This window comes from Pseudaquabacterium pictum, assembly GCF_005403045.1.
Classification (GTDB): Bacteria; Pseudomonadota; Gammaproteobacteria; order Burkholderiales; family Burkholderiaceae_C; genus Pseudaquabacterium; species Pseudaquabacterium pictum.
In genome coordinates this window covers 1-22,563 of the sequence record NZ_BJCL01000022.1, presented here as the reverse complement: position 1 = coordinate 22,563, position 22,563 = coordinate 1, and the positions used below count along the sequence as shown (strand labels likewise).

At 70.9% G+C, this 22,563-nt stretch carries 3 protein-coding genes and 1 pseudogene; 3 read left to right on the top strand and 1 reads right to left on the bottom strand.

Features of this window, described 5'->3' with window-relative positions:
- Window positions 1-45: 45 nt before the first annotated feature.
- On the bottom strand, window positions 46-18,360 hold the full coding sequence (locus FFT10_RS25090) for a beta strand repeat-containing protein (RefSeq protein WP_137735626.1): 18,315 nt from the start codon (window positions 18,358-18,360) through the stop codon (window positions 46-48).
- 333 nt (window positions 18,361-18,693) lie between these two features.
- Here FFT10_RS25090 and FFT10_RS25085 point away from each other — a divergent pair, with 333 nt between their 5' ends.
- The 3 genes and pseudogenes from FFT10_RS25085 to FFT10_RS27720 all read left to right on the top strand — a co-directional run.
- Window positions 18,694-19,839 (top strand): EscU/YscU/HrcU family type III secretion system export apparatus switch protein, encoded by a 1,146-nt coding sequence (locus FFT10_RS25085; protein ID WP_137735625.1) that lies wholly within the window; start codon window positions 18,694-18,696, stop codon window positions 19,837-19,839.
- 3 nt (window positions 19,840-19,842) lie between these two features.
- Window positions 19,843-21,978: a flagellar biosynthesis protein FlhA gene (flhA, locus tag FFT10_RS25080; protein WP_137735624.1), complete on the top strand. Its 2,136-nt coding sequence runs from the start codon at window positions 19,843-19,845 to the stop codon at window positions 21,976-21,978.
- Window positions 21,975-22,563, top strand: a pseudogene (locus FFT10_RS27720) (flagellar biosynthesis protein FlhF); the annotation flags it as partial. The gene flhA and the pseudogene FFT10_RS27720, both read left to right, overlap by 4 nt.

Here is a 22,563-nt window from a genome sequence, read left to right as displayed (position 1 = left end):
CCCGGGGCTGGCAGTGGGGTCGGACCGGCCGGTGGCCGGCGCCGGTCAGATCAGCGGCTGGTTCTTCAGCAGCTCTTCCTCGAACGGGTTGAGCTTGTGGTGGACCACGGCCGGTGTCACGCTGGCGGTCTGCACCACGCTGCTGCTGCCACCATCGGCGCTGCCGGTCAGGTGGTCTGGCGCGTCGGCCAGCAGATCGGTGATCTGAGGCGGCGGCGCCTCGCTGCGGGCCTTGGCGAACCACACGTCGGCCATCTCGTGGGTGTTGCCGTCGTCGGTGGTGTAGCTGCCGACCAGGGCCACGGCATTGCCGTTGTCCAGGCGGTCCGACGTGACATGGTCCAGGCTCAGCGCATTGATGCCCAGGTCGATCAGGCCGCGCAGTTCGCCGACGTCGGTGTAGCCGTCGCGGTTGCCGTCCACCCACACCTGCAGCTCGCCGAAGGCCTGGTCGGCGGCGGTCAGCTGGCCGTCACCGTTGCTGTCGAGCGCAGCCATGGCGGCGTAGCCGTGGCCGGCACGGTTGCCGTTGGCGAGGCGGGTGCCCACGCCGAACAGCTCGCTGCCGTCGTTGATGCTGCCGTCGCGGTTGATGTCCCGCACCAGCAGGCCGTCGCCCTCGCCGACCCAGCCGTACTGGCCGGTGGTGCCGGTGGCCGCCAGGTCGAACTGCACGCCTTCCTCCGCCGACAGGGTCTTCACCCCGTTGCCGTCCAGGTCCAGGATGATCGGCGACAGCGCATTGAACGCCGTGAGCTGCGCGCCGCTCATCAGCGCCTGGTCTTCGGTGGAGAAGGCCAGTGCCTGGGTCATCGACATCGACTGGATCGCGCTCACCTGCAGCGCCGCGATGTGGTCGTTGGTCAGCGCCACGATCTGGTTGGTCAGCAGCGCTGCGGCCTGGGCGTTGGTCAGCGACGAGATCTGCTCGTTGGTCAGCGCCGCGATGTCGGCCGTCTCCAGCCAGCGGATCTGCTGCGTGGTCAGCGCCGCGAACTGCGTGGCCGTCAGGGCCTGCAGGTCGTCGCTGCCCAGGGCATTGATCTGCTGCTGGGTGAAGGCCTTCACCTGGCTGGCGGTGAACTCCTGCAGGTCGCCGGCGGACAGGGCACCGATGTCGGCCGATTCGATGGCCCGCACCTGGATGGTGCTCAGGGCGGCCACCTGCTCGGCATTGAGCACGGCGATGTCGTTGGCGCTCAGGATCGCGATGTCGTCGGTGCCCAGGGCGCGCAGCTGGCTGTTGCTCAGCAGGGCGATGTCGGTGCTGTCCAGCGCGCCGACCTGGGTGACGGTCAGCGCATTGATCTGCACTGTGCTCAGGGCCTGGATCTGGCTGTCGGTCAACAGCAGCAGGTCGGCGCTGGCCAGGGTGGAGACCTGCAGCGTGGTCAGGCCGCCGATCTGGCTCTCCGACAGCGACTGCAGCTGCGCATCGCTCAGGCCGGCGATCTGCAGCGAGGTCAGCGCACCCACCTGGCCGGCGGTGAGGTAGCTCAGCGCCTCCTCGCTCAGGCCCTTGATGTCGGCCGACTCGATGGCCAGGCGCTGGCTGGCGCTCATGCCGGTGAGCTGGTCGCCGGTGAGGGCGGCCAGGTCATCGGTGCCCCAGGCGGCGATGGCCGCGGTGCCGAAGGCCCGCACCTGGGACACGCCGAGGCCGTTCAGGTCCTCGGCCTGCAGGTTGGCCGCCTGGTTGGTGGTCAGCGCCGCGATCTGCGCCGTGCTCAGCTGCTGGAACTGCGTCACGCTGAAGGCGTTCAGGTCGTCGGTGGCCAGCTGCGTGATCTGCAGCGTGCTCAGGCCCGACAGCTGGGTCTCGCTCAGCGCCTGCAGTTGCTCGCTCGACAGCGCCCCCAGCTGGCTGGAGGTGAGCATGCCGATCTGCAGTGCGCTCAGGCTGGACAGGGCATCGAGGCCGATGGCGCCGATGTCCGCCGTCTCGATGGCCCGCAGCTGGGCGCTGGTCAGCACCGCCAATTGCTCACCGGTGAGGGTGGCGATGTCGGCGGAATCCATGGCGGCCAGCTGGCCGGTGCGCAGTGCCGCCACCTGGGTGATGCTCAGCGCGGCCAGGTCGCTGGCCTGCAGGTTGGCCACCTGGCTGTTGGTCAGCCCGGTGATCTGGGCCGCCGACAGGGCGCGGAACTGGTCCTCGCTGAACTGGTTCAGGTCATCGGTGGCCAGCGAGGCCAGCTGGGCGGTGCTCAGGCCCGACAGCTGCTCGTTGGTGAAGGCCTGCAGTTGCTCGGAACCCAGCGCACCGAGCTGCGGCGTGGTCAGCGCAGCCACCTGGGCGGTGGTCAGCGCACCGAAGGCGCCGGCGCTGATGCCGCCGATGTCGGCCGTCTCGATGGCCCGCACCTGGGCGGTCGACAGCGCCGCCAGCTGCTCGCCGTTGAACACCACCAGGTCGGCGCTGTCCAGCGCAGCGATCTGGCCGGTGCGCAGGGCCGCCATCTGGTTGACGGTCAGCGCGCCGAGGTCGTCGGTCTCCAGATTGGCCACCTGGTTGTTCAGCAGGCCGGCGATCTGTGCCGTGCCCAACGCCTGGAACTGCGTGGCGGTGAGCAGGTTCAGGTCGTCGGTGGCCAGGGCCGCCAGCTGGGTGGTGCTGAGGCCGGCCAGCTGCTGGTCGGTGAAGGACTGCAGCTGCTCGCTGGTCAGTGCGGCCAGCTGGGCATTGGTCAGCGCAGCCATCTGCGCGGCTGTGAGGCTGCCCAGGGCGGCGACTCCGATGTCGTCGATGTCGCCGATCTCGATGGCCCGGATCTGGTTGGTGGTCAGGCTGGCCAGCTGGTCGCCGGTGAGCAGGAACAGCTCCTCGGTGCCCAGGGCGGCCACCTGGGCCGTGGTCAGCGCAGCGATCTGCGTGCCGGTGAGGGCCTGCAGGTCGTTGCTGGCCAGGTTCAGCAGCTGGTCGGTGCCCAGCGCGGCGATCTGCCGCGTGGTCAGGCCCTGCAGCTGGCTGGCCACCAGGGTGTTGAGATCGTCGCTGCTCAGCGAGTTCAGCTGGGCGATCGTCAGGCCGGCGATCTGGGTGTCGCTCAGGCCCTGCAGCTGGTCGGACGACAGCGCTGCCAGCTGCTCGGTCGTCAGCGTCGCCACCTGGGCCGCGGTCAGGCCGCCCAGGGCTGCCACCGTCAGGCCGGTGATGTCTGCCGTCTCGATGGCGCGCAGCTGCGTGCTGCTCATCGCGCCCAGTTGCTCGCCGCTGAGCTGGCCCAGGTCGACGCTGTCCAGCCAGCCGATCTGGGTGGCGCTGAGGCCGGACACCAGGGTGCCGCTCATCGCCGCCAGCGTGTCGGTGGCCAGGCCATCGATCTGGCTCTGGCTGAGCGCGCGGATCTGCGCGGTGCCGAACTCGTTGAAGTCGGTCGCCGACAGGGCGTTCAGGTCGTCGGTCTCGATGGCCTGCACCTGGGCATCGGTCAGGGCGCCCAACTGCTCGGCACCCATGGCACCGAAGTCGGCGCTGTCCAGGACCACCATGTCCTCGGTGCCCAGCGCACGGATCTGTGCGGTGGTCAGCGCGGCCAGGTCGTCGGTCTCCAGGTTGCCGATCTGTTCGCTGCTCAGGCCGGCCATCTGCGCGGTGCTGAAGCTGCGGAACTGCGCGGCGGTGAAGGCGTTGAGGTCCGCGCTGGCGATGGCCGACAGCTGCGCCGCGGTGAGGCCGCGCATCTGCACGTCGTTCAGGGCCATCAGCTGCTCGGAGCCCAGTGCGCCCACCTGCTCGGAGCTCAGCGCGCCGATCTGCAGCGAGGTCAGCCCGGTCAGCGCAGCCAGGGAGATGCCGCCGATGTCGGCGGTCTCGATGGCACGGAGCTGGTTGGTGCCCAGGCCGGAGATCTGGTCGGCCGACAGCAGGCCCAGGTCTTCCGAGCTCAGGCCCACGATGGCGTCGGTGGCCAGGGCGCGCACCTGGGCGGCGCTCAGCGCCTGCAGGTCCGTGCTCTCCATCTTCATCACCTGCTCGCTGGCGAGCGCGGCAATCTGGCGGGTGCTCAGGTTCTGGATCTGGGCGGCCTGCAGCGCGTTCAGGTCTTCGCTGACCAGGCTGCGCATCTGCGCCGTGGTCAGACCCGACAGCTGGTCGGCGCTGAGGGCGCGCAGCTGGTCGCTGCCCAGGGCACCAAGCTGTTCAGTGCTCAGCGCGGCAATCTGGGCCGATGTCAGCGCCCCCAGGGTGCCGCCGGTCAGCACGCCGAGGTCGGCCGTGTCGATGGCCCGCACCTGGGCGGTCGTCAGCGCGGCGATCTGGGTCGCGGTGAAGTAGCCGATGTCGCTGGAATCCATCGCCGCGATGTTGGCGGTCGACAGGGCCGCCACCTGACGCTCGCTGAGCGCCTGCACGTCCGTGCTCTCCAGCTTGACCACCTGGGCCGTCTCCAGCGCGGCGATCTGGGCCGTCGACAGGTTGCTGAACTGGCTGGCGAGCAGCATGTTCAGGTCCTCCGTCTGCAGCCCGGCGATCTGGGCCGTGCTCAGGCCGGCCAGCTGGTCGCCGGTCAGGCGCTGCAGCTGCTCGCTGCCCAGCGCGGCCAGCTGCTCATCGCTGAGCGCGCGGATCTGCGCCGAGCTGAAGCCGCCCACGGCAGCCGCGCTCAGCGCGGCCACGTCGGCCGTCTCCATCGACCGCACCTGGGCGGTGGTCATGGCGCTGATGAAGTTGGCGTTCAGCGCGGCGGCGTCGGCGGTGTCCAGGCCGGCGATGGCGCGGGTCTGCAGTGCCGCCACCTGGTTGGCGCTCAGCGCCAGCAGGTCGGCCGACTCCATCGTGCTGACCTGGCTGCTGGTCAGCCCGGCGATCTGGGCCGTGCTGAAGCCGCTGAACTGGTCGGCCTTGAAGGCGTTCAGGTCGTCCGATGCCAGGCTGGACAGCTGGGCCGTGCTCAGGCCTGCCAGCTGGGATTGGCTGAAGGCCTGGAGCTGCTCGCTGCCCAGGGCCGCCAGCTGGGCCGTGGACAGTGCACCCAGCTGGCCGGAGCTCAGGCTGCCCAGGCTGCTGACGGTGAGGTTGTCGATGTCGGCCGTCTCGATGGCGCGCACCTGGTCGGTGCTCAGCGCGGCCACCTGGCTGCCGTCCAGCGCGGCCAGGTGGCTGCTCTCCAGCGCGGCGATGTCGCGGGTCTCGATGGCCCGGATCTGCGCCGTGCTGAAGCCGGCCAGGTCGGCGGTGTCCATCTTGTTGAACTGCAGCGTGGTCAGGCCGGCCACCTGGGCGGTGCTGAGCCAGGACATCTGGGTCTGGGTCAGCGCGTTCAGGTCGTCGGTGTCCAGCGCGGCAAGCTGGGCGGTGCCCATGCCGGCCACCTGGATCTCGGTCAGGCTGCCGAGCTGGTCGGTGCCCATGGCGCCCAGCTGCACCGAGGTGAGCGCGGCCACCTGGGCGGCGCTGAGGCTGCCGATGGCGCTGGCCAGGATGCCCTTGATGTCCTCGCTCTCGATGGCGCGCACCTGGGTCGTGCTCAGTGCGGCCAGCTGGTCGGCGCTGAGCTTGGCCAGGTCGGCCGAGTCCAGGGCCGCCAGATCGCGGGTCTCGATGGCGCGGATCTGTTGGGTGTCCAGGGCCTGCAGGTCATCGCTGGCCAGGTTGGCGAACTGCAGCGTCGTCAGGCCGGCGATCTGTGCCGTGCTCAGGCCCGCGAACTGCTCGGCGGTGAACTGGTTCAGGTCGTCGGTGGACAGGCTGGCCAGCTGGGTGGTGCTCAGGCCGGCCAGCTGGGCGGTGCTCAGCACCTGCAGCTGTTCCGAGGCCATCGCGGCGAGCTGCTGCGTGGCCAGGGCGGCCACCTGCTGGGTCGTCAGGCCCATCAGCGCCTCGGTGCCGATCCTGACCAGGTCGGCCGTCTCGATGGCACGGATCTGGGCCGTGCTCAGCAGGGCCATCTGCGCGGAGGTGATCGCAGGCATGTCGGCCGTGTCGAGGGCGAAGATGCCGCGGGTGGTCAGCGCGGCCAGCTGGGCGGGCGTCAGTGCGGCCAGGTCCACGCTCTCCAGCATGGACACCTGGGCGGTGGTCAGCGCGGACATCTGCTCGGTGGTGAGTGCCACGAACTGGTCGGAGGTCAGCGCATTCAGGTCTTCACTGGCCAGGCTGGCCAGCTGGGCGGTGGTCAGGCCGCGCACCTGGTCGGTGGTCAGGGCGGTCCACTGCTCGCTCGCCAGGGCGGCGAGCTGCCGGCTGCCCAGGGCCGCCACGTTGCCGGCCGAGAGGGCCGCCAGGGCCTGCGTGCTGACCGCGGCGAAGTCGGCGCTCTCGATGGCGCGCAGCTGGGTGCTGGTCAGCGCGGTGATCTGGCCGCTGCTCAGGGCCTGGATGTCCAGGCTGTCCAGGGCGGCGATGTCGCGCGTCTCCATCCAGCTGAGCTGTTCGGAGCCCAGGGACGCGATGTCCTCGCTGGTCAGCGAGGCCACCTGCGCGGTGGTCAGCGCCACCACCTGTTCGGCATTCAGCGCACCGAGCTGGTCGGTGGTCAAGGCGCCGAGGTCGTCCGTCTGCAGCGTGGCGATCTGGGCCGTGGTCAGGCCGCGGATCTGGTCGGTGGTCAGCGCCCGCAGCTGCTCGCTGGCCATCGCGGCCAGTTGCGTGCTGCTCAGCGACGTGAGGTTGGCCAGGCCGATGGCGGCGATGGCATCGGTGCTGATGGCGGCCAGGTCCTCGGTCTCCAGGGCGCGCAGCTGGTCGCCGCTGAGCACCGCCACCTGCGTGGTGTTCAGCGCGGCCAGGTCGGCGCTGTCCAGCGCCGCGAGGTCGCGGGTTTCCATCGCACGCAGCTGGTCGGTGCCCAGGGCGGCGATGTCCTCGCTGCCCAGGGCGGCCCACTGGCGGGTGGTCAGGGCCACGATCTGGTCGTTGCTCAGGCTGTTGATCTGGCTGGTGGTCAGCGCATTCAGCTCCTCGGTGCCGAGGGTGGCCATCTGGGTCGTGGTCAGCGCGCGCAGCTGGTCGCTGGTCAGCGCCTGCAGCTGGTCGCTGCCCATGGCCGCGAACTGCACGCTGGTCAGCGCGGTGATGGCCGTCAGGCCCATCGCGGCGATGGCCTGGGTGCTGACGGCAGCAAGGTCATTGGTCTCGATGGCGCGCAGCTGGTCGCCGCTGAGGATGGCCATCTGGGCCGTGGTCAGGGCAGCCAGGTCCACGCTGTCGAGGGCGGCGATGTCGCGCGTCTCCATGGCACGCACCTGCTCGGTGCCCAGCGAGGCGATGTCGTCGCTGTCCAGCGCCGCAAACTGGCGGGTGGTCAGCGCGACGATCTGCTCGGTCGACAGCGATGCCAGCTGGGTGGTGGTCAGCGCCACCATGTCCTCGGTCGTGATGTTGGCGACCTGGGTCGTGGTCAGGCTCTGCAGCTGCTCGGTCGTCAGGGCGGCCCACTGGTCGCTGCCCAAGGCGGACAGCTGGCTGGTGGAGAAGCCGTTGATCGAGCTGGCGGAGATGGTCACCAGGCCGGCGGTGGTCATCGCGGCCAGGTCGGCGGTCTCGATGGCGCGCAGCTGGGAGGCGGTCAGCGCCGCCACCTGCTTCGACGACATCACCGCAAAGTCGGCGCTGTCCAGGGCCGCGATGTGGGCGGTGGTCAGCACCACGATCTGCTCGGTGCTCAGTGCACCCAGGTCCTCGCTCTCCAGCGCGCTGATCTGCTTGGTCGTCAGCGACACCAGCTGCTCGGTGCTCAGCGAGACGATCTGCGTGCTGCTCAGGCCGTTCAGGTCGTCGGTGGCCAGGCCGGCCAGCTGGGCGGTGCTCAGCGCCCGGATCTGGGCGGTGGTCAGCGCCTGCAGCTGGTCGCTGGCCAGGGCGCCGATCTGGCGGGTGGTCAGCGCGGCGACGTTTTCGCTGCTCAGTGCCACGATGCCGTTGGTGGAGATGGCGATCAGGTCGACCGTCTCCAGCGCAGCCAGCTGCTCGGAGCTGAGCGCGGCCACCTGGCGGGAATCCAGGATCACCAGGTCGGCCGAGTCCAGCGCCGCGATCTGGGCGGTGGTCAGGCGGCGCAGCTGGTCGGTGCCCAGGGCGCCCACGTCCTCGCTGCCCATGGCGGCGATCTGGCGGGTGCTCAGGCTGGCGAGCTGCTCGGTCTGCAGGCTGGCGAACTGGCTGCTGGTCAGGGTGCCGATGTCCTCGGTGGACAGGCCGGTCAGCTGGTGGGTGGTCAGGGCGCGCAGCTGGCCGCTGGTCAGCGCCTGCAGCTGGTCGGTGCCCAGGGCGCCGAGCTGGCGCGAGGTGAGGCCGTCGATGTCGGCGCTCTCCAGGCCCACCATCGCGTCGGTGGTCATGGCCAGCAGGTCCTGGGTCTCCAGGGCGGCGAGCTGTTCGGTGCCGAAGGCGGCCACCTGGGTGCTGGTCAGGGCCAGCACATCGGCCGAGTCCAGTGCCACGATCTGGGCGGTGGTCAGGCGGCGCAGCTGGTCGGTGCCCAGGGCACCCACGTCCTCGCTGCCCATGGCGGCGATCTGGCGGGTGCTCAGGCTGGCCAGCTGTTCGGTCATCAGGCTGGCGAACTGGGTGCTGGTCAGGGTGCCGATGTCCTCGGTGGACAGGCCGGTCAGCTGGTGGGTGGTCAGGGCCCGCAGCTGGCCGCTGGTCAGCGCCTGCAGCTGGTCGGTGCCCAGGGCGCCGAGCTGGCGCGAGGTGAGGCCGTCGATGTCGGCGCTCTCCAGGCCCGCCATGGCATCGGTGGTCATGGCCAGCAGGTCCTGCGTCTCCAGGGCGGCGAGCTGGTCGGTGCCGAAGGCGGCCACCTGGGTGCTGGTCAGGGCCAGCACGTCGGCCGAGTCCAGCGCCACGATCTGGGCGGTGGTCAGGCGGCGCAGCTGGTCGGTGCCCAGGGCGGCCACGTCCTCGCTGCCCATGGCGGCGATCTGTCGGGTGCCCAGGCCGGCGAGCTGGTCGGTGGCCAGGCCGGTGAACTGGTCGCTGGTCAGGGCGACGATGTCGTCGGTGCCCAGGCCCAGCAGCTGGGCCACGCTCAGGCCACGCAGCTGGCGGGTGGTCAGTGCCTCGATCTGCTCGCTGGCCAGGTTGCTCAGCTGGTTGGTGCTGAAGCCGTCCATGTCGGCGCTGGCGATGGCGGCCAGCGTCTCGGTGGTAAGGGCGCGCAGGTCCTGGGTCTCGATGGCCATCAGCTGGTCGGTCGACAGCGCGCGGATCTGCAGGCTGGAGAGGGCGACGAAGTCGGCCGTCTCCAAGGCTGCCAGGTCGCGGGTCTCCATGGCCCGCAGCTGGTCGGTCTCGAGGGCGGCGATGTCGGTGCTGTCCAGGGCCGTCCACTGGCGGGTGGTCAGCGCGATGACCTGCTCGGTGCCCAGCGCAGCGATCTGCGTGGTGGTCAGCGCGGTCAGGTCGTCGGTGGCGATGTTGGCCACCTGGTGGGTGGTCAGCGCGGTCAGCTGCTCGGTGCTCAGCGACGACCATTGCTCGCTGCTCAGCGCGGCCAGCTGGCCGGTGGAGAAGCCATTGATGGCGGCAGCGAACACCGTGCCCAGGGCGGCGGTGCTCAGCGCGGCCAGGTCGGCCGTCTCGATGGCCCGCAGCTGGTCGGCATCGAACGAGGCCACCTGGCGCGAGGTCATCACCGCGAAGTCGGCGCTGTCCAGCGCCACGACCTGGGCGGTGGTCAGCACGCGGATCTGCTCGGTGCCCAGGGCGCCGAGGTCCTCGCTCTCCAGGGCGCTGATCTGCTTGGTGGTCAGCGCCACCAGCTGCTCGGTGCTCAGCGCCTTGATCTGGGTGCTGGACAGGCCATTCAGGTCGTCGGTGGCCAGGCCGGCCAGCTGGCTGGGGGCCAGGGCGCGGATCTGGGCCGTGGTCAGGGCCTGCAGCTGGTCACTGGCCAGCGCGGCGATCTGCCGGGTGTCGAACACGCCGATGTTGGCGGTGGTGATCGCGGCGATGCCCGCGGTGGTGATGGCCACCAGGTCCACCGTCTCCAGCGCGGCCAGCTGGTCGGAGCTGAGGGCAGCCACCTGGCGGCTGTCCATGATGACCATGTCCTCGGTGTCCAGCGCGCGGATCTGGGCCGTGGTCAGGTTGCGCAGCTGGGCCGTCGACAGCGCAGCCACGTCCTCGCTGCCCATGGCGGCGATCTGGCGGGTGCTCAGGCTGGCCAGCTGCTCGGTCTGCAGCGCGGCCAGCTGGTTGCTGGTGAGTGCGCCGATGTCCTCGGAGGCCAGGCCGGTGAGCTGGGCGGTGGTCAGGGCACGCAGCTGGACGGTGGTCAGCGCCTGCAGCTGGTCGGAGCTCAGCGCGCCGATCTGGCGCGAGGTCAGGCCGTCGATGCTGGCGGTGGTGATGGCGGCCAGGGACTGTGTGCCCATGGCCAGCAGGTCCTGCGTTTCCAGGCCCTGCAGCTGCTCGGTGCCCAGCGCAGCGACCTGGGTGGCGCTCAGGGCGGCCACGTCGACCGAGTCGAGGGCGGCGATCTGGGCGGTGCTCAGGCTGCGCAGCTGGCCGGTGGTCAGCGCGGCGATGTCCTCGCTGCCCAGCGCGGCGATGCGCGCGGTGTTCAGCGCGCCCCACTGGGCGTTGGTCAGGCTGGACAGCTGGCTGCTGGTGAGGTTGGCCAGGTCATCGGTGGCCATGCCGGCCACCTGGTCGGTGGACAGGCCGCGCAGCTGGGTGCTGCTCAGCGACTGCCACTGCTCGGTGCCGATGGCGCCGAGCTGGCGGGTGCTCAGCGCGCTGATGTTGGCCGCGCTGATGCCGGCCAGGCCGTCGGTGGTGAGGGCTGCGAGGTCCACCGTCTCCAGGGCCTGCAGCTGGTTGCTGGTGAAGGCAGCCACCTGGACGCTGCTGAGCGCGGCCAGGTCGACCGAGTCGAGCGCGGCCACGTCGCGGGTTTCCATCGCACGCAGCTGCACCGAGGTCAGCGCGGCCACGTCGTCGGAGGCCAGGTTGGCCACCTGCTGCGTGCTCAGCGCGGCGATCTGGGCGGTGGTGAAGGCGCGCAGCTGGTCGGTGGTCAGCGCGTTGATGTCGTCGCTGGTCAGCCGGCCCATCTGGTCGGTGGTCAGGCCTTGCAGCAGGCGGGTGGACAGACTCCCCCACTGCTCGCTGCCCAGCGCCGCCAGCTGGGCGGTGCCCAGCGCGCCGATCTGCACCGTGCCCAACCCATTGAGGGCGTCGGTGGTCAGGCCGGGCAGGTCGGCGCTGTCGAGCGCGCGCAGCTGGGCCGTGGTCATCGCCGCCATCTGCAGCGAGGTCAGGTGACCCAGGTCGACGCTGTCCAGCGCACCCAGGTTGCGCGTCTCGATGGCGCGGATCTGGGCCGAGGTGAGGGCGGCCAGGTCGTCCGACACCAGGCCGGCGATCTGGTTGCTGGTCAGCGCGGCGATCTGCGCGGTCAGCAGCATCTTGAACTGGTCGCTGGTCAGCGTGTTCAGGTCGTCGGTGGACAGGGCGGCGATCTGGGTGGTCGTCAGGCTGCGCAGCTCCTCGCTGCCCAGGGCCTGCAGGGTGTCGCTGGACAGGGCGCCGAGCTGGGTGCTGCCCAGCACGGCCAGCTGGGCCGCCGACAGGGCGTTCAGCGCCTCGGTGGTCAGGCCCACCAGGTCGTCGGACGCCAGGGCCCGCAGCTGGTCGGTGGTGAAGGCCACCAGCTGGGCCGAGCCCAGGGCGCGCAGGTCGGCGCTGTCGAAGCCGGCGAAGTCGCGGGTCTCCATGGCGCGGATCTGCAGCGAGGTCAGGGCGCCCAGGTCCTCGCTCCCCAGCTTGCCCAGCTGGTTGCTGTCGAGCGCGGCGATCTGCGCCGTGGTCAGCGCCCGGAACTGGTCGCTGGTCAGCGCATTGAGGTCATCGGTGGCCAGGCTGGCCACCTGGGCGGTCGTCAGGCCGGCCAGCTGGGCGCTGCCCAGGGCCTGCAGCTGGTCGCTGCCCAGGTTGGCCAGCTGCCTGGAGGTCAGGCCGGCGATCTGCAGCGCGTTGATGCCGGGGATGGCATCGGTGGCCAGGCCGGCCACCGCGTCGGTGGCCAGACCGGCCAGCTGCACGCTGGTCAGCGCACCGAGCTGGGCCGAGTTCAGCACCGCCAGGTCGGTGGAGTCGAGCTGCGCCAGGTCGCGGCTTTCCAGCGCCCGCACCTGCAGCGTGGTCAGCGCGGCCAGGTCGTCGGAGGCCATGGCACGCAGCTGCTCGGTGCCCAGCGCGGCGATCTGCGCCGTCGTCAGTGCAGCGATCTGGTTGCTCGTCAGGGCATTGAGGTCGTCGGTCGCCAGGCTGGCGATCTGGGTCGAGGTCAGGCCGCGCAGCTGGTTGCCGCTGAGCGCCTGCAGGTCATCGCTGCCCAGGTTGCCCAGCTGGGCCGTGGTCAGCGCCGCGATCTGGGTGCTGGACAGGCCGGCCAGCGCGGAACTGCCCAGGCCGGGCAGGTCGTCGGTGCCGATGGCACGCAGCTGGTCGGTGGTCAGCGCGGCCAGCTGGGCCGAGTTCAGGGCCGCCATGTCGGCGGTGTCGAGCAGGGCCAGGGCGCGGGTGTCCAGCGCACGCAGCTGCGCCGTGCTCAGCACCGACAGGTCGTCGGTGTTCAGGCCGCCCACCTGGGTGCTGGTCAGGCCGGCCACCTGCTGGGTGGTGAGCGCGGCGAACTGGTTGGTGGTGAGGTGGTTCAGGGCATCGGTGGCCAGGCCGGCGAGCTGGCTGCTGGCCAGGGCGCGCAGCTGGGTGCTGCTCAGGGCCTGCAGCTGGTCGCTGGATAGGGCGCTGAGCTGGCCCGAGGTGAGGCCGGCCACCTGGCCGACGGTCAGGCCCGCCAGGGCCGCGGTGGACAGGCCGTCGATGGTGTCGGTGCCGATGGCCGCCAGCTGCACCGAGGTCAGTGCACCCAGCTGGGCCGAGGTGAGGGCGCCGAGGTCGGCGGTGTCGAAGGTGGCGACGCCGCGGGTGTCGATGGCCCGCACCTGGGCTGCCGACAGGGCGGCCAGGTCGTCGGTGGAGAAGTTGGCGATCTGGCCGGCCGACAGGGCGGCGATCTGCGCCGTGGTGAAGCCGGCCAGCTGGTTGGTCGTCAGGGCCACTAGGTCGTCGGTGCCCAGCGCCGCCATCTGGGCGGTGGTCAGTTCACGCAGCTGGGCGGTGCCCAGGGCCTGCACCTGGTCGGTGGACAGCGCCAGCACCTGGGCGGTGGTCAGCGCAGCCACCTGGCCGCCGCTGAGCGCGGCGATGCCGGCGGTGCTGATGCCACCGATGTCGGTGGTGTCCAGCGCCCGCAGCTGGGTGCTGGACAGCGCGGCCACCTGGGCGGCGCTCATCGCCGCCATGTCGGTGGAATCGATGTTGGCAAGGTCACGCGTCTCGATGGCGCGGATCTGTGCCGTCGTCAGCGCGGCCAGGTCCTCGGTGGTGAGCTTGCCGATCTGGTTGGCGCTCAGCGCCGCGATCTGGCTGGTCGCCAGGCTGGCCAGCTGGTCGCCGGTCAGCATGTTCAGGTCATCGGTGTCCAGCGCCGCCAGCTGGGTGCTGGTCAGGCCGCGCAGCTGCACGCTGGTCAGCGATTGCAGCTGGTCGCTGCTGAGCGCGCCGAGCTGGCTGCTGGTGAACGCACCCATCTGGCTGGCGTTCAGTGCGCGCAGCGCATCGCTGGTCAGGCCGACCACGTCGTCCGAGCCCAGGGCCCGCAGCTGGGCGGTGGTGAAACCGGACATCTGGCCGGCCTGCAGGGCGCGCAGGTCGGCGGAGTCCAGGCCGGCCAGGTCGGTGACCTGGATGGCGCGGATCTGGGCGCTGGTCAGCGCTGCCAGGTCCTCGCTGGTCAGGTTGCCGATCTGGTCGCTGCCCAGCGCCGCGATCTGGCTGGAGGTGAGCAGTCGGAACTGGGCGCTGGTCAGCGCGTTCAGGTCGTCGGTGTTCAGCGTGCTCAGCTGCAGCGTGGTCAGGCCGCGCAGCTGGGTGGAGGTCAGCAGCTGCAGCTGGTCGCTGCCGAGGCTGTCGAGCTGGGCCGACGTCAGCGCGGCCAGGCGGGCGGTGGACAGCGACTGGAACTGCTCGGTGGTGAGGCTGCGGATGTCGTCCGAGCCCATGGTCGACAGCTGTGCCGTCGTCAGGCCGGCCAGCTGGCGGCTGCTCAGCGACTGCAGCTGGTCCGACGACAGGGCGGCCAGCTGGGACGAGGTGAACATGCCGATCTGTGCCGAGCTCATCGTCGACAGCACCGCGGTGCTCAGGCCGGCCAGGTCATCGGTGCCGATGGCCTTGATCTGGTTCGAGGTCAGGGCGCCGATCTGCGCGGCGCGCAGGGCGGCGATGTCCTCCGAGCCCATGGCCGCGATGTCGCGGGTCTCCAGGGCGCGCATCTGCAGCGTGGTCAGGGCCGCCAGGTCCTCGGTCTCGAGGTTGGCCACGTGCTCGGTGGCCAGGGCAGCGATCTGCTGGGTGCTCAGGGCCTGGAACTGGCTGCTGGTCAGCGCGTTCAGGTCGTCGGTGGCCAGGCCGGCGATCTGGCCGGCGGTGAGTGCACGGATCTGCCCCGAGGTGAAGGCCTGCAGCTGCTCGCTGGTCAGCGCGGCGAGCTGCGGCGTGCTGAGCGCGGCCACCTGGGCCGTGGTCAGGCCCTGCACCGCGGTGGAGGTGAGGCCGTCGATCTCGGCGGTGGCGATCTGGCGCACCTGGGCGGTGGTCAGCACCGACAGCTGCGACGAGGTCAGGGCGGCCAGGTCGGCGCTGTTGAAGCCCGCCACGGCCGCCGCGCCGATGGCCTTGAACTGGGCGGTGTTCAGCGCGTTCAGGTCGGCCGATTCCAGCGCACCGATCTGGGTGGCGGTCAACGAGCCGATCTGGGCGCTGGTGAAGGCGCGGAACTGATCGGGCGTGAGGCTGTTGAGGATGTCGGTGGCCAGCGATGCCAGCTGGGCGGTGGTCAGCCCGGTGATCTGGCTGCTGGTCAGCGACTGCAGCTGGTCGGTGCCCAGCGCGGCCAGCTGGGCATTGGTCAGCGCGCCCAGCTGGGCGCCGCTGAGCGCGGCCAGGCCGGCGGTGCCCAGGCCGCCGAGGTCGGCGCTGTCGAGGGCGCGCAGCTGCACGCTGGTGAAGGCTGCCACCTGGGTGGAGGTCAGGCGGCCCAGGTCGGTCGCGTCCAGCGCGCCGAGGTCGCGCGCCTCGATGCCGCGCAGCTGCGCGGTGGTCAGCGCCATCAGGTCGTCGCTGGCCAAGTTGTCCAGCTGGTGGCTGGTCAGGGCGGCGATCTGGGTGCTGCTGAGCGCGCGGATCTGGTCGGTGGTCAGCGCGTTGAGGTTCGCGGTGTCCAGCGACGCCAGCTGTGCCGTGGTCAGGCCACGCAGCTGGCCCGAGCTCAGCGCCTGCAGCTGGGCATCGGTCAGGCCGGCCAGCTGGTGGGTGTTGAGCAGGCCCAGCTGGGCCGAGCTCAGCGCCGCCAGCGCCGTGGTGGTGATGCCGACGATCTCGGCGGTGTCGATGGCCCGCAGCTGGGTGCTGGTCAGCGAACGCAGCTGCGCCGTGCTCAGCACGGCCAGGTCGTCCGCGCCCATCGCGGCCACGGCGTTGGCGCCCAGGCCGCGCAGCTGGCCGGTGCTCAGCGCCGCCAGATCGGCGGATTCCAGGTTGGCCACCTGGTTGGGCTGCAGCGCCGAGATCTGGGTGCTGCTGAGCGCGGCGAACTGCGCCGTGTTCAGCACGTTCAGCACCGCGGTGTCCAGCGCCGCCAGCTGGCCGGTGGTCAGGCCCCGCACCTGGGCGGTGGTCAGCGCCAGCAGGTCGTCCGAACCCATGGCGTTGAGCTGGCTGGTGGTCAGCGCGGCCAGGCGGCTGGTGCTCAGCGCGCCCAGCTGCTCGGCCGACAGGGTGTTCAGGTCGTCGCTGGTCAGGCTGGCCAGCTGCTCGCCGCTGAGGGCACGCAGCTGGGCGGTGGTCAACGCCTGCAGCTGGTCGCTGCCCAGGGCGTTGATCTGCGCCGAGGTCAGCGCCGCCACCTGGGCCGTGCCCAGGGTGGCCAGGGTGGTCGGCGTCAGGCCGACCAGGTCGGCCGTCTCCAGCGCGCGGATCTGGGCCGAGGTCAGTGCCATCACCTGCGTGCTGCTGAGCACGCGGATGTCGGCCGAATCCATGGCCGCGAGGTCGCGGGTCTCCAGCGCGCGCACCTGGGCCGTGCCCAGCGCGGCCAGGTCGGCGCTCTCCAGGTTGGCCACCTGGTTGGCGCTCAGCTCGGCAATCTGGCGGGTGGTCAGTGCCGCGAACTGGGCGGTGGACAGGGCGTTCAGGTCGGCGGTCGACAGCGAGGCAATCTGCGCCGAGGTCAGCGCCGCCACCTGGGCGGTGCTCATGGCCTGCAGCTGGTCGCTGCTCAGCGCCGCCAGCTGGGCGGTGCTCAGGTTGGCCACCTGGGTGCCGCCGAGGGCGGCCACGGCGTTCTGGCCCAGGGCGGCCAGGTCGGCCGAGTCCAGCGCGGCGATCTGCGCGCTGGTCAGCGATGCCACGTCGGCCGAGCTCAGCTGCGACAGCAGCTCGGTGCTGAGCGCGGCCAGGCTGGCCGGGGCGATGCCGCGCAGCTGGGTGGTCGACAGGGCGCCGAAGTCGGCCGCCTCCAGGCTGGCCACCTGGGTGCTGGTGAGGCCGGCCAGCTGGCTGCTGGTCAGTGCGGCGAACTGGTCGGTGCTCAGGCTGTTGAGCTCCTCGGTCGACAGTGCGGCCAGCTGGGCCGAGCCCAGGGCCTGCAGCTGCCGGCTGGTCAGGGCCAGGAACTGGTCGGAGCCCAGCGCCGCCAGCTGGGCGGTGGTGAGCTGGCCGATCTGGGCCGTGCCCAGGCTGGCCACGGTGGCCGTGCTCAGGCCGGCCAGGGCGTCGGTGGCCAGGGCGCGCAGCTGCAGCGAGCTCAGTGCGGCCAGCTGGTTCGAGCCCATGGCAGCCACGTCGGCGCTGTCGAGCACCGCGATGTCACGCGTCTCCAGGCCGCGCAGCTGCGCCGCGCTCAGCGCGCCCAGGTCGTCGGACTCCAGGTTGGCGATCTGCTGGCTGGTCAGCGCGGTGATCTGGGCGCTGCCCAGCAGCTGGAACTGCGCGCTGGTCAGGGTGTTCAGGTCGTCGGTGGCCAGGCTGGCGATCTGGGCGGTGCTCAGCCCGCGCAGCTGGGTGGCGCCCAGGGCCTGCCATTGCTCGCTGGACAGGCCGGCGAGCTGGGCGGTGGTGAGCGCGGTGACCTGGGCGCTGCTCAGCGCCTGCAGCGCCGCCGTGGCCAGGTAGGCCATGTCGGCCGCTTCCAGCGCGCGCAGCTGGGTGGTGGTCAGTGCGGCCAGCTGGGTGGGCGTGAGCAGGCCGATGTCGGCGCTGTCCAGCGCGGCCAGGCCGGCGGTGGTGATGCCGCGCACCTGCGTCTCGGTCAGCGCCTGCAGATCCTCGGACTCGAGGTTGCTGAGCTGGTTGTTCGACAGGCTGCCGATCTGCCTGCTGCTGAGCGCCTGGAACTGGGCGCTGCTCAGGCTGTTGAGGACGGCGGTGTCCAGCGCGGTCAGCTGGTGGCTGGCCAGTGCGGCCAGCTGGCCATTGCCCAGCGCGGTGAGCTGCTCGGTCGACAGCGCGGCCATCTGGTCGGTGGACAGGGCCGCCATCTGGACGGCACTGAGCTGGGCCACGGTGGCAGCGGCCACCTCGGTCAGCACGCCGGCACCGATGGCGCGCACCTGGGCCGTGCTCAGCGCGGCCAGCTGGGCGGCGCTGAAGCCCTCGAAGTCCACGTCGGCCATGGCTGCCACGGCAGCGGTGCTCAGGCTGCGCAGCTGCTGGGTGTTCAGCTGGGCCAGGTAGCTGGCATCCAGCGCCGCCACCTGGGCGCCGCTGAGCATGGTCATCTGCCGGCTGGTGAAGGCGGCGAACTGGTCCTGCGACAGCGCGGTCAGGTCCTCGGTGGACAGGCTGGCCACCTGCTGGGTGTTCAGCGCCCGCACCTGGGCCGTGGTCAGCGCCTGCAGCTGGCTCTGGCTCAGGTTGTCGATCTGCTGCGTGCTCAGCGCCGCCACCTGGGCGGTGCCGAGGGCCGACACCGTCTGCGCCGACAGGCCGGCCAGCTCGGCGGTGACGATGGCCCGCACCTGGGCCGTCGTCAGTGCATTGAGCTGCTGGGTGTTGAGCGCATCGAAGTCGCTGCTGGTCATCACCGCGACGCCCGCGGTGCTGATGGCGCGCAGCTGTGTCGAGCTCAGCGCCGCGAAGTCCGCTGGATCCAGGGCTGCGATCTGCACACCGGTCAGCGCGCTGACCCGCTGCGCTGGAATGACCGGCAACTGCTCGGCCGTCAGTGCCGCCATCTGGTCCACGCTGAACGCTGCCCAGTCGGCGGCAGTGAGCGCGGCAATCTGGGCCGTGGTCATCGCGGCGATTTCGGCAGGGGTCAGGCTGGTGATGTTCGAGGCCATGGTCTCAAATCCTTCGGCGCAAGTGTTTGCAGCAATCTTTGGTGCGAGTCGCCGGGCTCACCGTCCACCCGTGCAGGGCATGGACGGCACCTTCGGCGCGTTCCTCGTCGGCATATCGGGCCCCCCACGGGGCAACTTGAGTGCGAAACCGATCAGGCAGACGAAGGCCCGGTTAATTCACGCTGCCCGCCAGCTTGAGGCTTCAGGTTTGCCGCAAGGGGCCGATAACGGGGTGTTCCGCGATGCTTATCCGGTCCCCGCACGGGCGACCGGGCGGCACCATGGCTGTGCGCTGACGATCCCGCCAGTGCCTCCACCCGTGCCCGCATCGCCATGGCTGACGCCCAGGAACGCAACCTCCCAGCTTCAGAGAAGAAGATCCGCAAGGCCCGCCGCGAGGGCCAGGTGGCGCGTTCGCGCGACCTGGCTCACCTGCTGGTGGTGGGCGGTGGCGGCGCGCTGCTGGTGGTGGCCTTGCCGCAGCTGGCTGACTGGTCGGCCCGCCTGCTGGCCAGCGGTCTGCGTTTCGATCTGCAAGCCTTGTCACAGGCCGATGCCATGACCCGCCACCTGGGCATGCTGACCTGGGCCTGGATGGTCGTGCTGCTGCCGCTGGGCGCGCTGGGCATCCTGCTGGTGGTGGGCGCGGCGCTGGCTTCGGGCGGCTGGAACTTCACCTGGCAGCCGCTGGCCCCCAACTTCGGCAAGCTCAATCCGCTGACCGGCCTGGGCCGCATGGTCTCGGGCCAGCACCTGGGGGATCTGGCCAAGGCCTGCCTGCTGGCGCTGCTGCTGGGCGTGGCCGGCGGCCTGTGGCTGTGGCTGCACCTGGGCCAGTTCCATGATGCGCTGGCCATGCCGTTGCCCACCGCCCTGGCCCACACCGGCGGCGCCCTGCTGGATGGGCTGATGCTGCTGGTCATCGTGCTGGCGGTGTTCGCCGCCATCGACGTGCCGCTGCAGCGCCGCATGCTGGCCAACCGGCTGAAGATGAGCCACCAGGAGGCCAAGCAGGAGCACAAGGAGGCCGAGGGCAACGTCGAGATGAAGGGCCGCATCAAGTCCCGCATGCGCGAGATGTCGCGCAAGCGCATGCTGGCTGCCGTGCCCAAGGCCGACCTGGTGGTGATGAACCCCACCCACTACGCGGTGGCGCTGAAGTACGACGAGGGCCGCATGGCCGCGCCCAAGGTGGTGGCCAAGGGTGCCGACCTGCTGGCCCTGAAGATCCGCGACCTGGCGCGCGAGCACAAGGTGCCGGTGCTGCAGGCCGCGCCGCTGGCCCGTGCGCTCTACGCCCACAGCGAGGTCGACCACGAGATCCCGGCGCGGCTGTTCTCGGCCGTGGCCCAGGTGCTGGCCTATGTCTACCAGCTGCGCGCCGCCATGGCCGGCCGTGCCGCCATGCCCCACGACCTGCCACCCATCGTGGTGCCGCCCGATCTTGATCCGCACACCGCCGAGCCGGCGCCCGTCTAAGCCATGAACCCGTTGCTTCAGCAATTGCAAGCGTTCTGGGATGGCCTCACCGGCCACCCCACCGCGCAGAAGGCTGCCGCCGGGGCGAGCCTGAGCCTGCCCATCCTGCGCAGCCTGGGCGCCCCGATCTTCATCGTCATGGTGCTGGCGATGATGGTGCTGCCGCTGCCGCCCTGGATGCTGGACCTGCTGTTCACCTTCAACATCGCGATGGCGCTGATGGTGATGATGGTGGCCTCGCAGATGGTGCGGCCGCTGGACTTCGCCGCCTTCCCGGCGGTGCTGCTGGTCACCACGCTGCTGCGGCTCTCCCTGAACGTGGCCTCCACCCGGGTGGTGCTGCTGGAAGGCCACACCGGCCCCGGCGCGGCGGGCAAGGTGATCGAGAGCTTCGGCCACTTCCTGGTGGGGGGCAACTTCGCCGTCGGCCTGATCGTCTTCGCGGTGCTGGTGGTGATCAACTTCATCGTGGTCACCAAGGGTGCGGAGCGCATCGCCGAGGTCGGCGCCCGCTTCACCCTGGATGCCATGCCCGGCAAGCAGATGGCCATCGACGCCGACCTGAACGCCGGCCTCATCGACGAGAAGGAGGCCAAGCGCCGCCGCATCGAGGTGGGCGAGGAGGCCGACTTCTTCGGCTCCATGGACGGTGCCAGCAAGTTCGTGCGCGGCGACGCCATCGCCGGCATGCTGATCCTGGTGATCAACATCGTCGGCGGCTTCCTGATCGGCGTGATCAGCCATGCGATGAGCGCCGGCGATGCCGCCCGCACCTATGTGCTGCTGGCCGTGGGCGACGCCCTGGTGGCCCAGATCCCCGGCCTGCTGATCTCGGTGGCGGCGGCGATGGTGGTCTCGCGGGTGGGCAAGGAGCAGAACATCGGCAGCCAGATCGGCAGCCAGGTGTTCGGCAGCAGCAAGGCGCTGGGCATCACCGCGGGCATCGTGGGGGCGCTGGGCCTGATCCCGGGCATGCCCAACCTGGTGTTCTTGGTCATCGCCGGTGCGCTGGGCGCCCTGGCCTGGGGCCTGCACCGGCGCGACAAGCTGGCCGCCGAGGCACCGCCGCCGCCGCCACCCGATGCCCAGCCCGCCAACGCCGAGGCCAGCTGGGACGACCTGCAGCCGGTCGACACCCTGGGCCTGGAGGTGGGCTACCGCCTGATCGCGCTGGTCGACAAGACCCGCCAGGGCGATCTGCTCAGCCGCATCAAGGGCGTGCGCAAGAAGTTCGCGCAGGAGGTCGGCTTCCTGCCGCCGGCGGTGCACATCCGCGACAACCTGGAGCTCAAGCCCAGCGCCTACCGTGTGCTGCTGCGCGGCGCCGTGGTGGGCGAGGGCGAGGCCTTCCCCGGCATGCTGCTGGCCATCAATCCGGGCGGTGCCACCGTCAAGCTGCCGGGCACGCCCACCACCGATCCGGCCTTCGGCCTGCCCGCCACCTGGATTGAGGAGCGCCAGCGGGAAATGGCGCAAATGAATGGGTTCACGGTGGTTGATTGCGCGACCGTCGTGGCGACCCATCTTTCACACTTGATGCAAGTGAACGCAGCTCGCCTGCTGGGCCGGGTGGAAACCCAGCAGCTCGTGGAGCACGTCACCAAGCAGGCCCCCAAGCTCATCGAGGATGTGATTCCCAAAATGGTCGGCATCGCCACATTGCAGAAAGTGCTGCAGCTGCTGCTCGACGAGGGCGTGCACATCCGCGACATGCGCTCCATCGTCGAGTGCGTGGCCGAGCACGGCGCCCAGGCCGGTGACCCCGGCGAACTGGCCCGTCGCGTCCGGGTGCACCTGGCGCCGGTGATCGTGCAGCAGATCTACGGCCCCACCAAGGAGCTGGACGTGATCGCGCTGGAGCCCGACCTGGAGCGCCTGGTCACCCAGGCCCTGACCAGCCCGCACGGCGCCGCACTCGACCCCGGCGTGGCCGACACCCTGACCCGCGAGGCCGCCAGCACCGCCAAGAAGCAGGAAGACCTGGGCCAGCCCGCCTGCCTGCTGGTGCCCGACGTGATCCGCGTGCCGATGGCCCGGCTGCTCAAGCGCGCTGCCCCGCGGCTGAAGGTGCTGGGCCACAGCGAGATTCCTGAGACGCATTCCATCCGCATCGGCAACATCATCGGGAGCGCTGCATGAACGTGAAGCGATTCACAGCCCGCACGGCACGCGAGGCGCTGGCGCAGGTGCGCGAGGTGCTGGGCGACGATGCCGTCGTGCTGTCGACCAAGCCCGCCGCCGACGGCGTGGAAGTGCTGGCCATGGCGCCTGACGGCCTGGCCCGCATCGAGCAGGCCGCCGCCCAGGCCCCCGCCGCGACGCCGACCCCGCGCGCCGCGGCCTCCCAGCCCACGGTGGTGCCGGCGCCGCCTGCGCCGCCGCGGTCCATGACCCTGGCCGAACGCATCGCCGCCCGCGGCGAACGGCTGGACGCCCGCAGCGAACCGCGCCGGCAGGAACGCATCGAGCCCGGCCTGTTCAGCGATGCCGCCGCTGCCGGTCAGGCCGACACCGCGGCCGACGGCACCGTGGCCCGCGATGTCGAGACCCTGGGCATGAGCACGCTGACCTTCCAGGACTATGTGCGCGAGCGCATGCTCAAGCGCCGCCAGGCCGAGCTGGCCCAGCAGCCGGCCACCCTGCCGCAGCGCCTGGCCGCGCAGGCGCCGCAGCCGGCTGTCGCTGCACCCGCCGCGCCCGCCGTGCCGGTGGCCGCCGCAGCGG

Bases quoted from the DNA above. Each gene is read 5' to 3' on its own strand.
- FFT10_RS25090 (WP_137735626.1), bottom strand. From the start codon at position 18,360: ATGGCCTCGAACATCACCAGCCTGACCCCTGCCGAAATCGCCGCGATG.
- FFT10_RS25085 (WP_137735625.1), top strand. From the start codon at position 18,694: ATGGCTGACGCCCAGGAACGCAACCTCCCAGCTTCAGAGAAGAAGATC.
- flhA (WP_137735624.1), top strand. From the start codon at position 19,843: ATGAACCCGTTGCTTCAGCAATTGCAAGCGTTCTGGGATGGCCTCACC.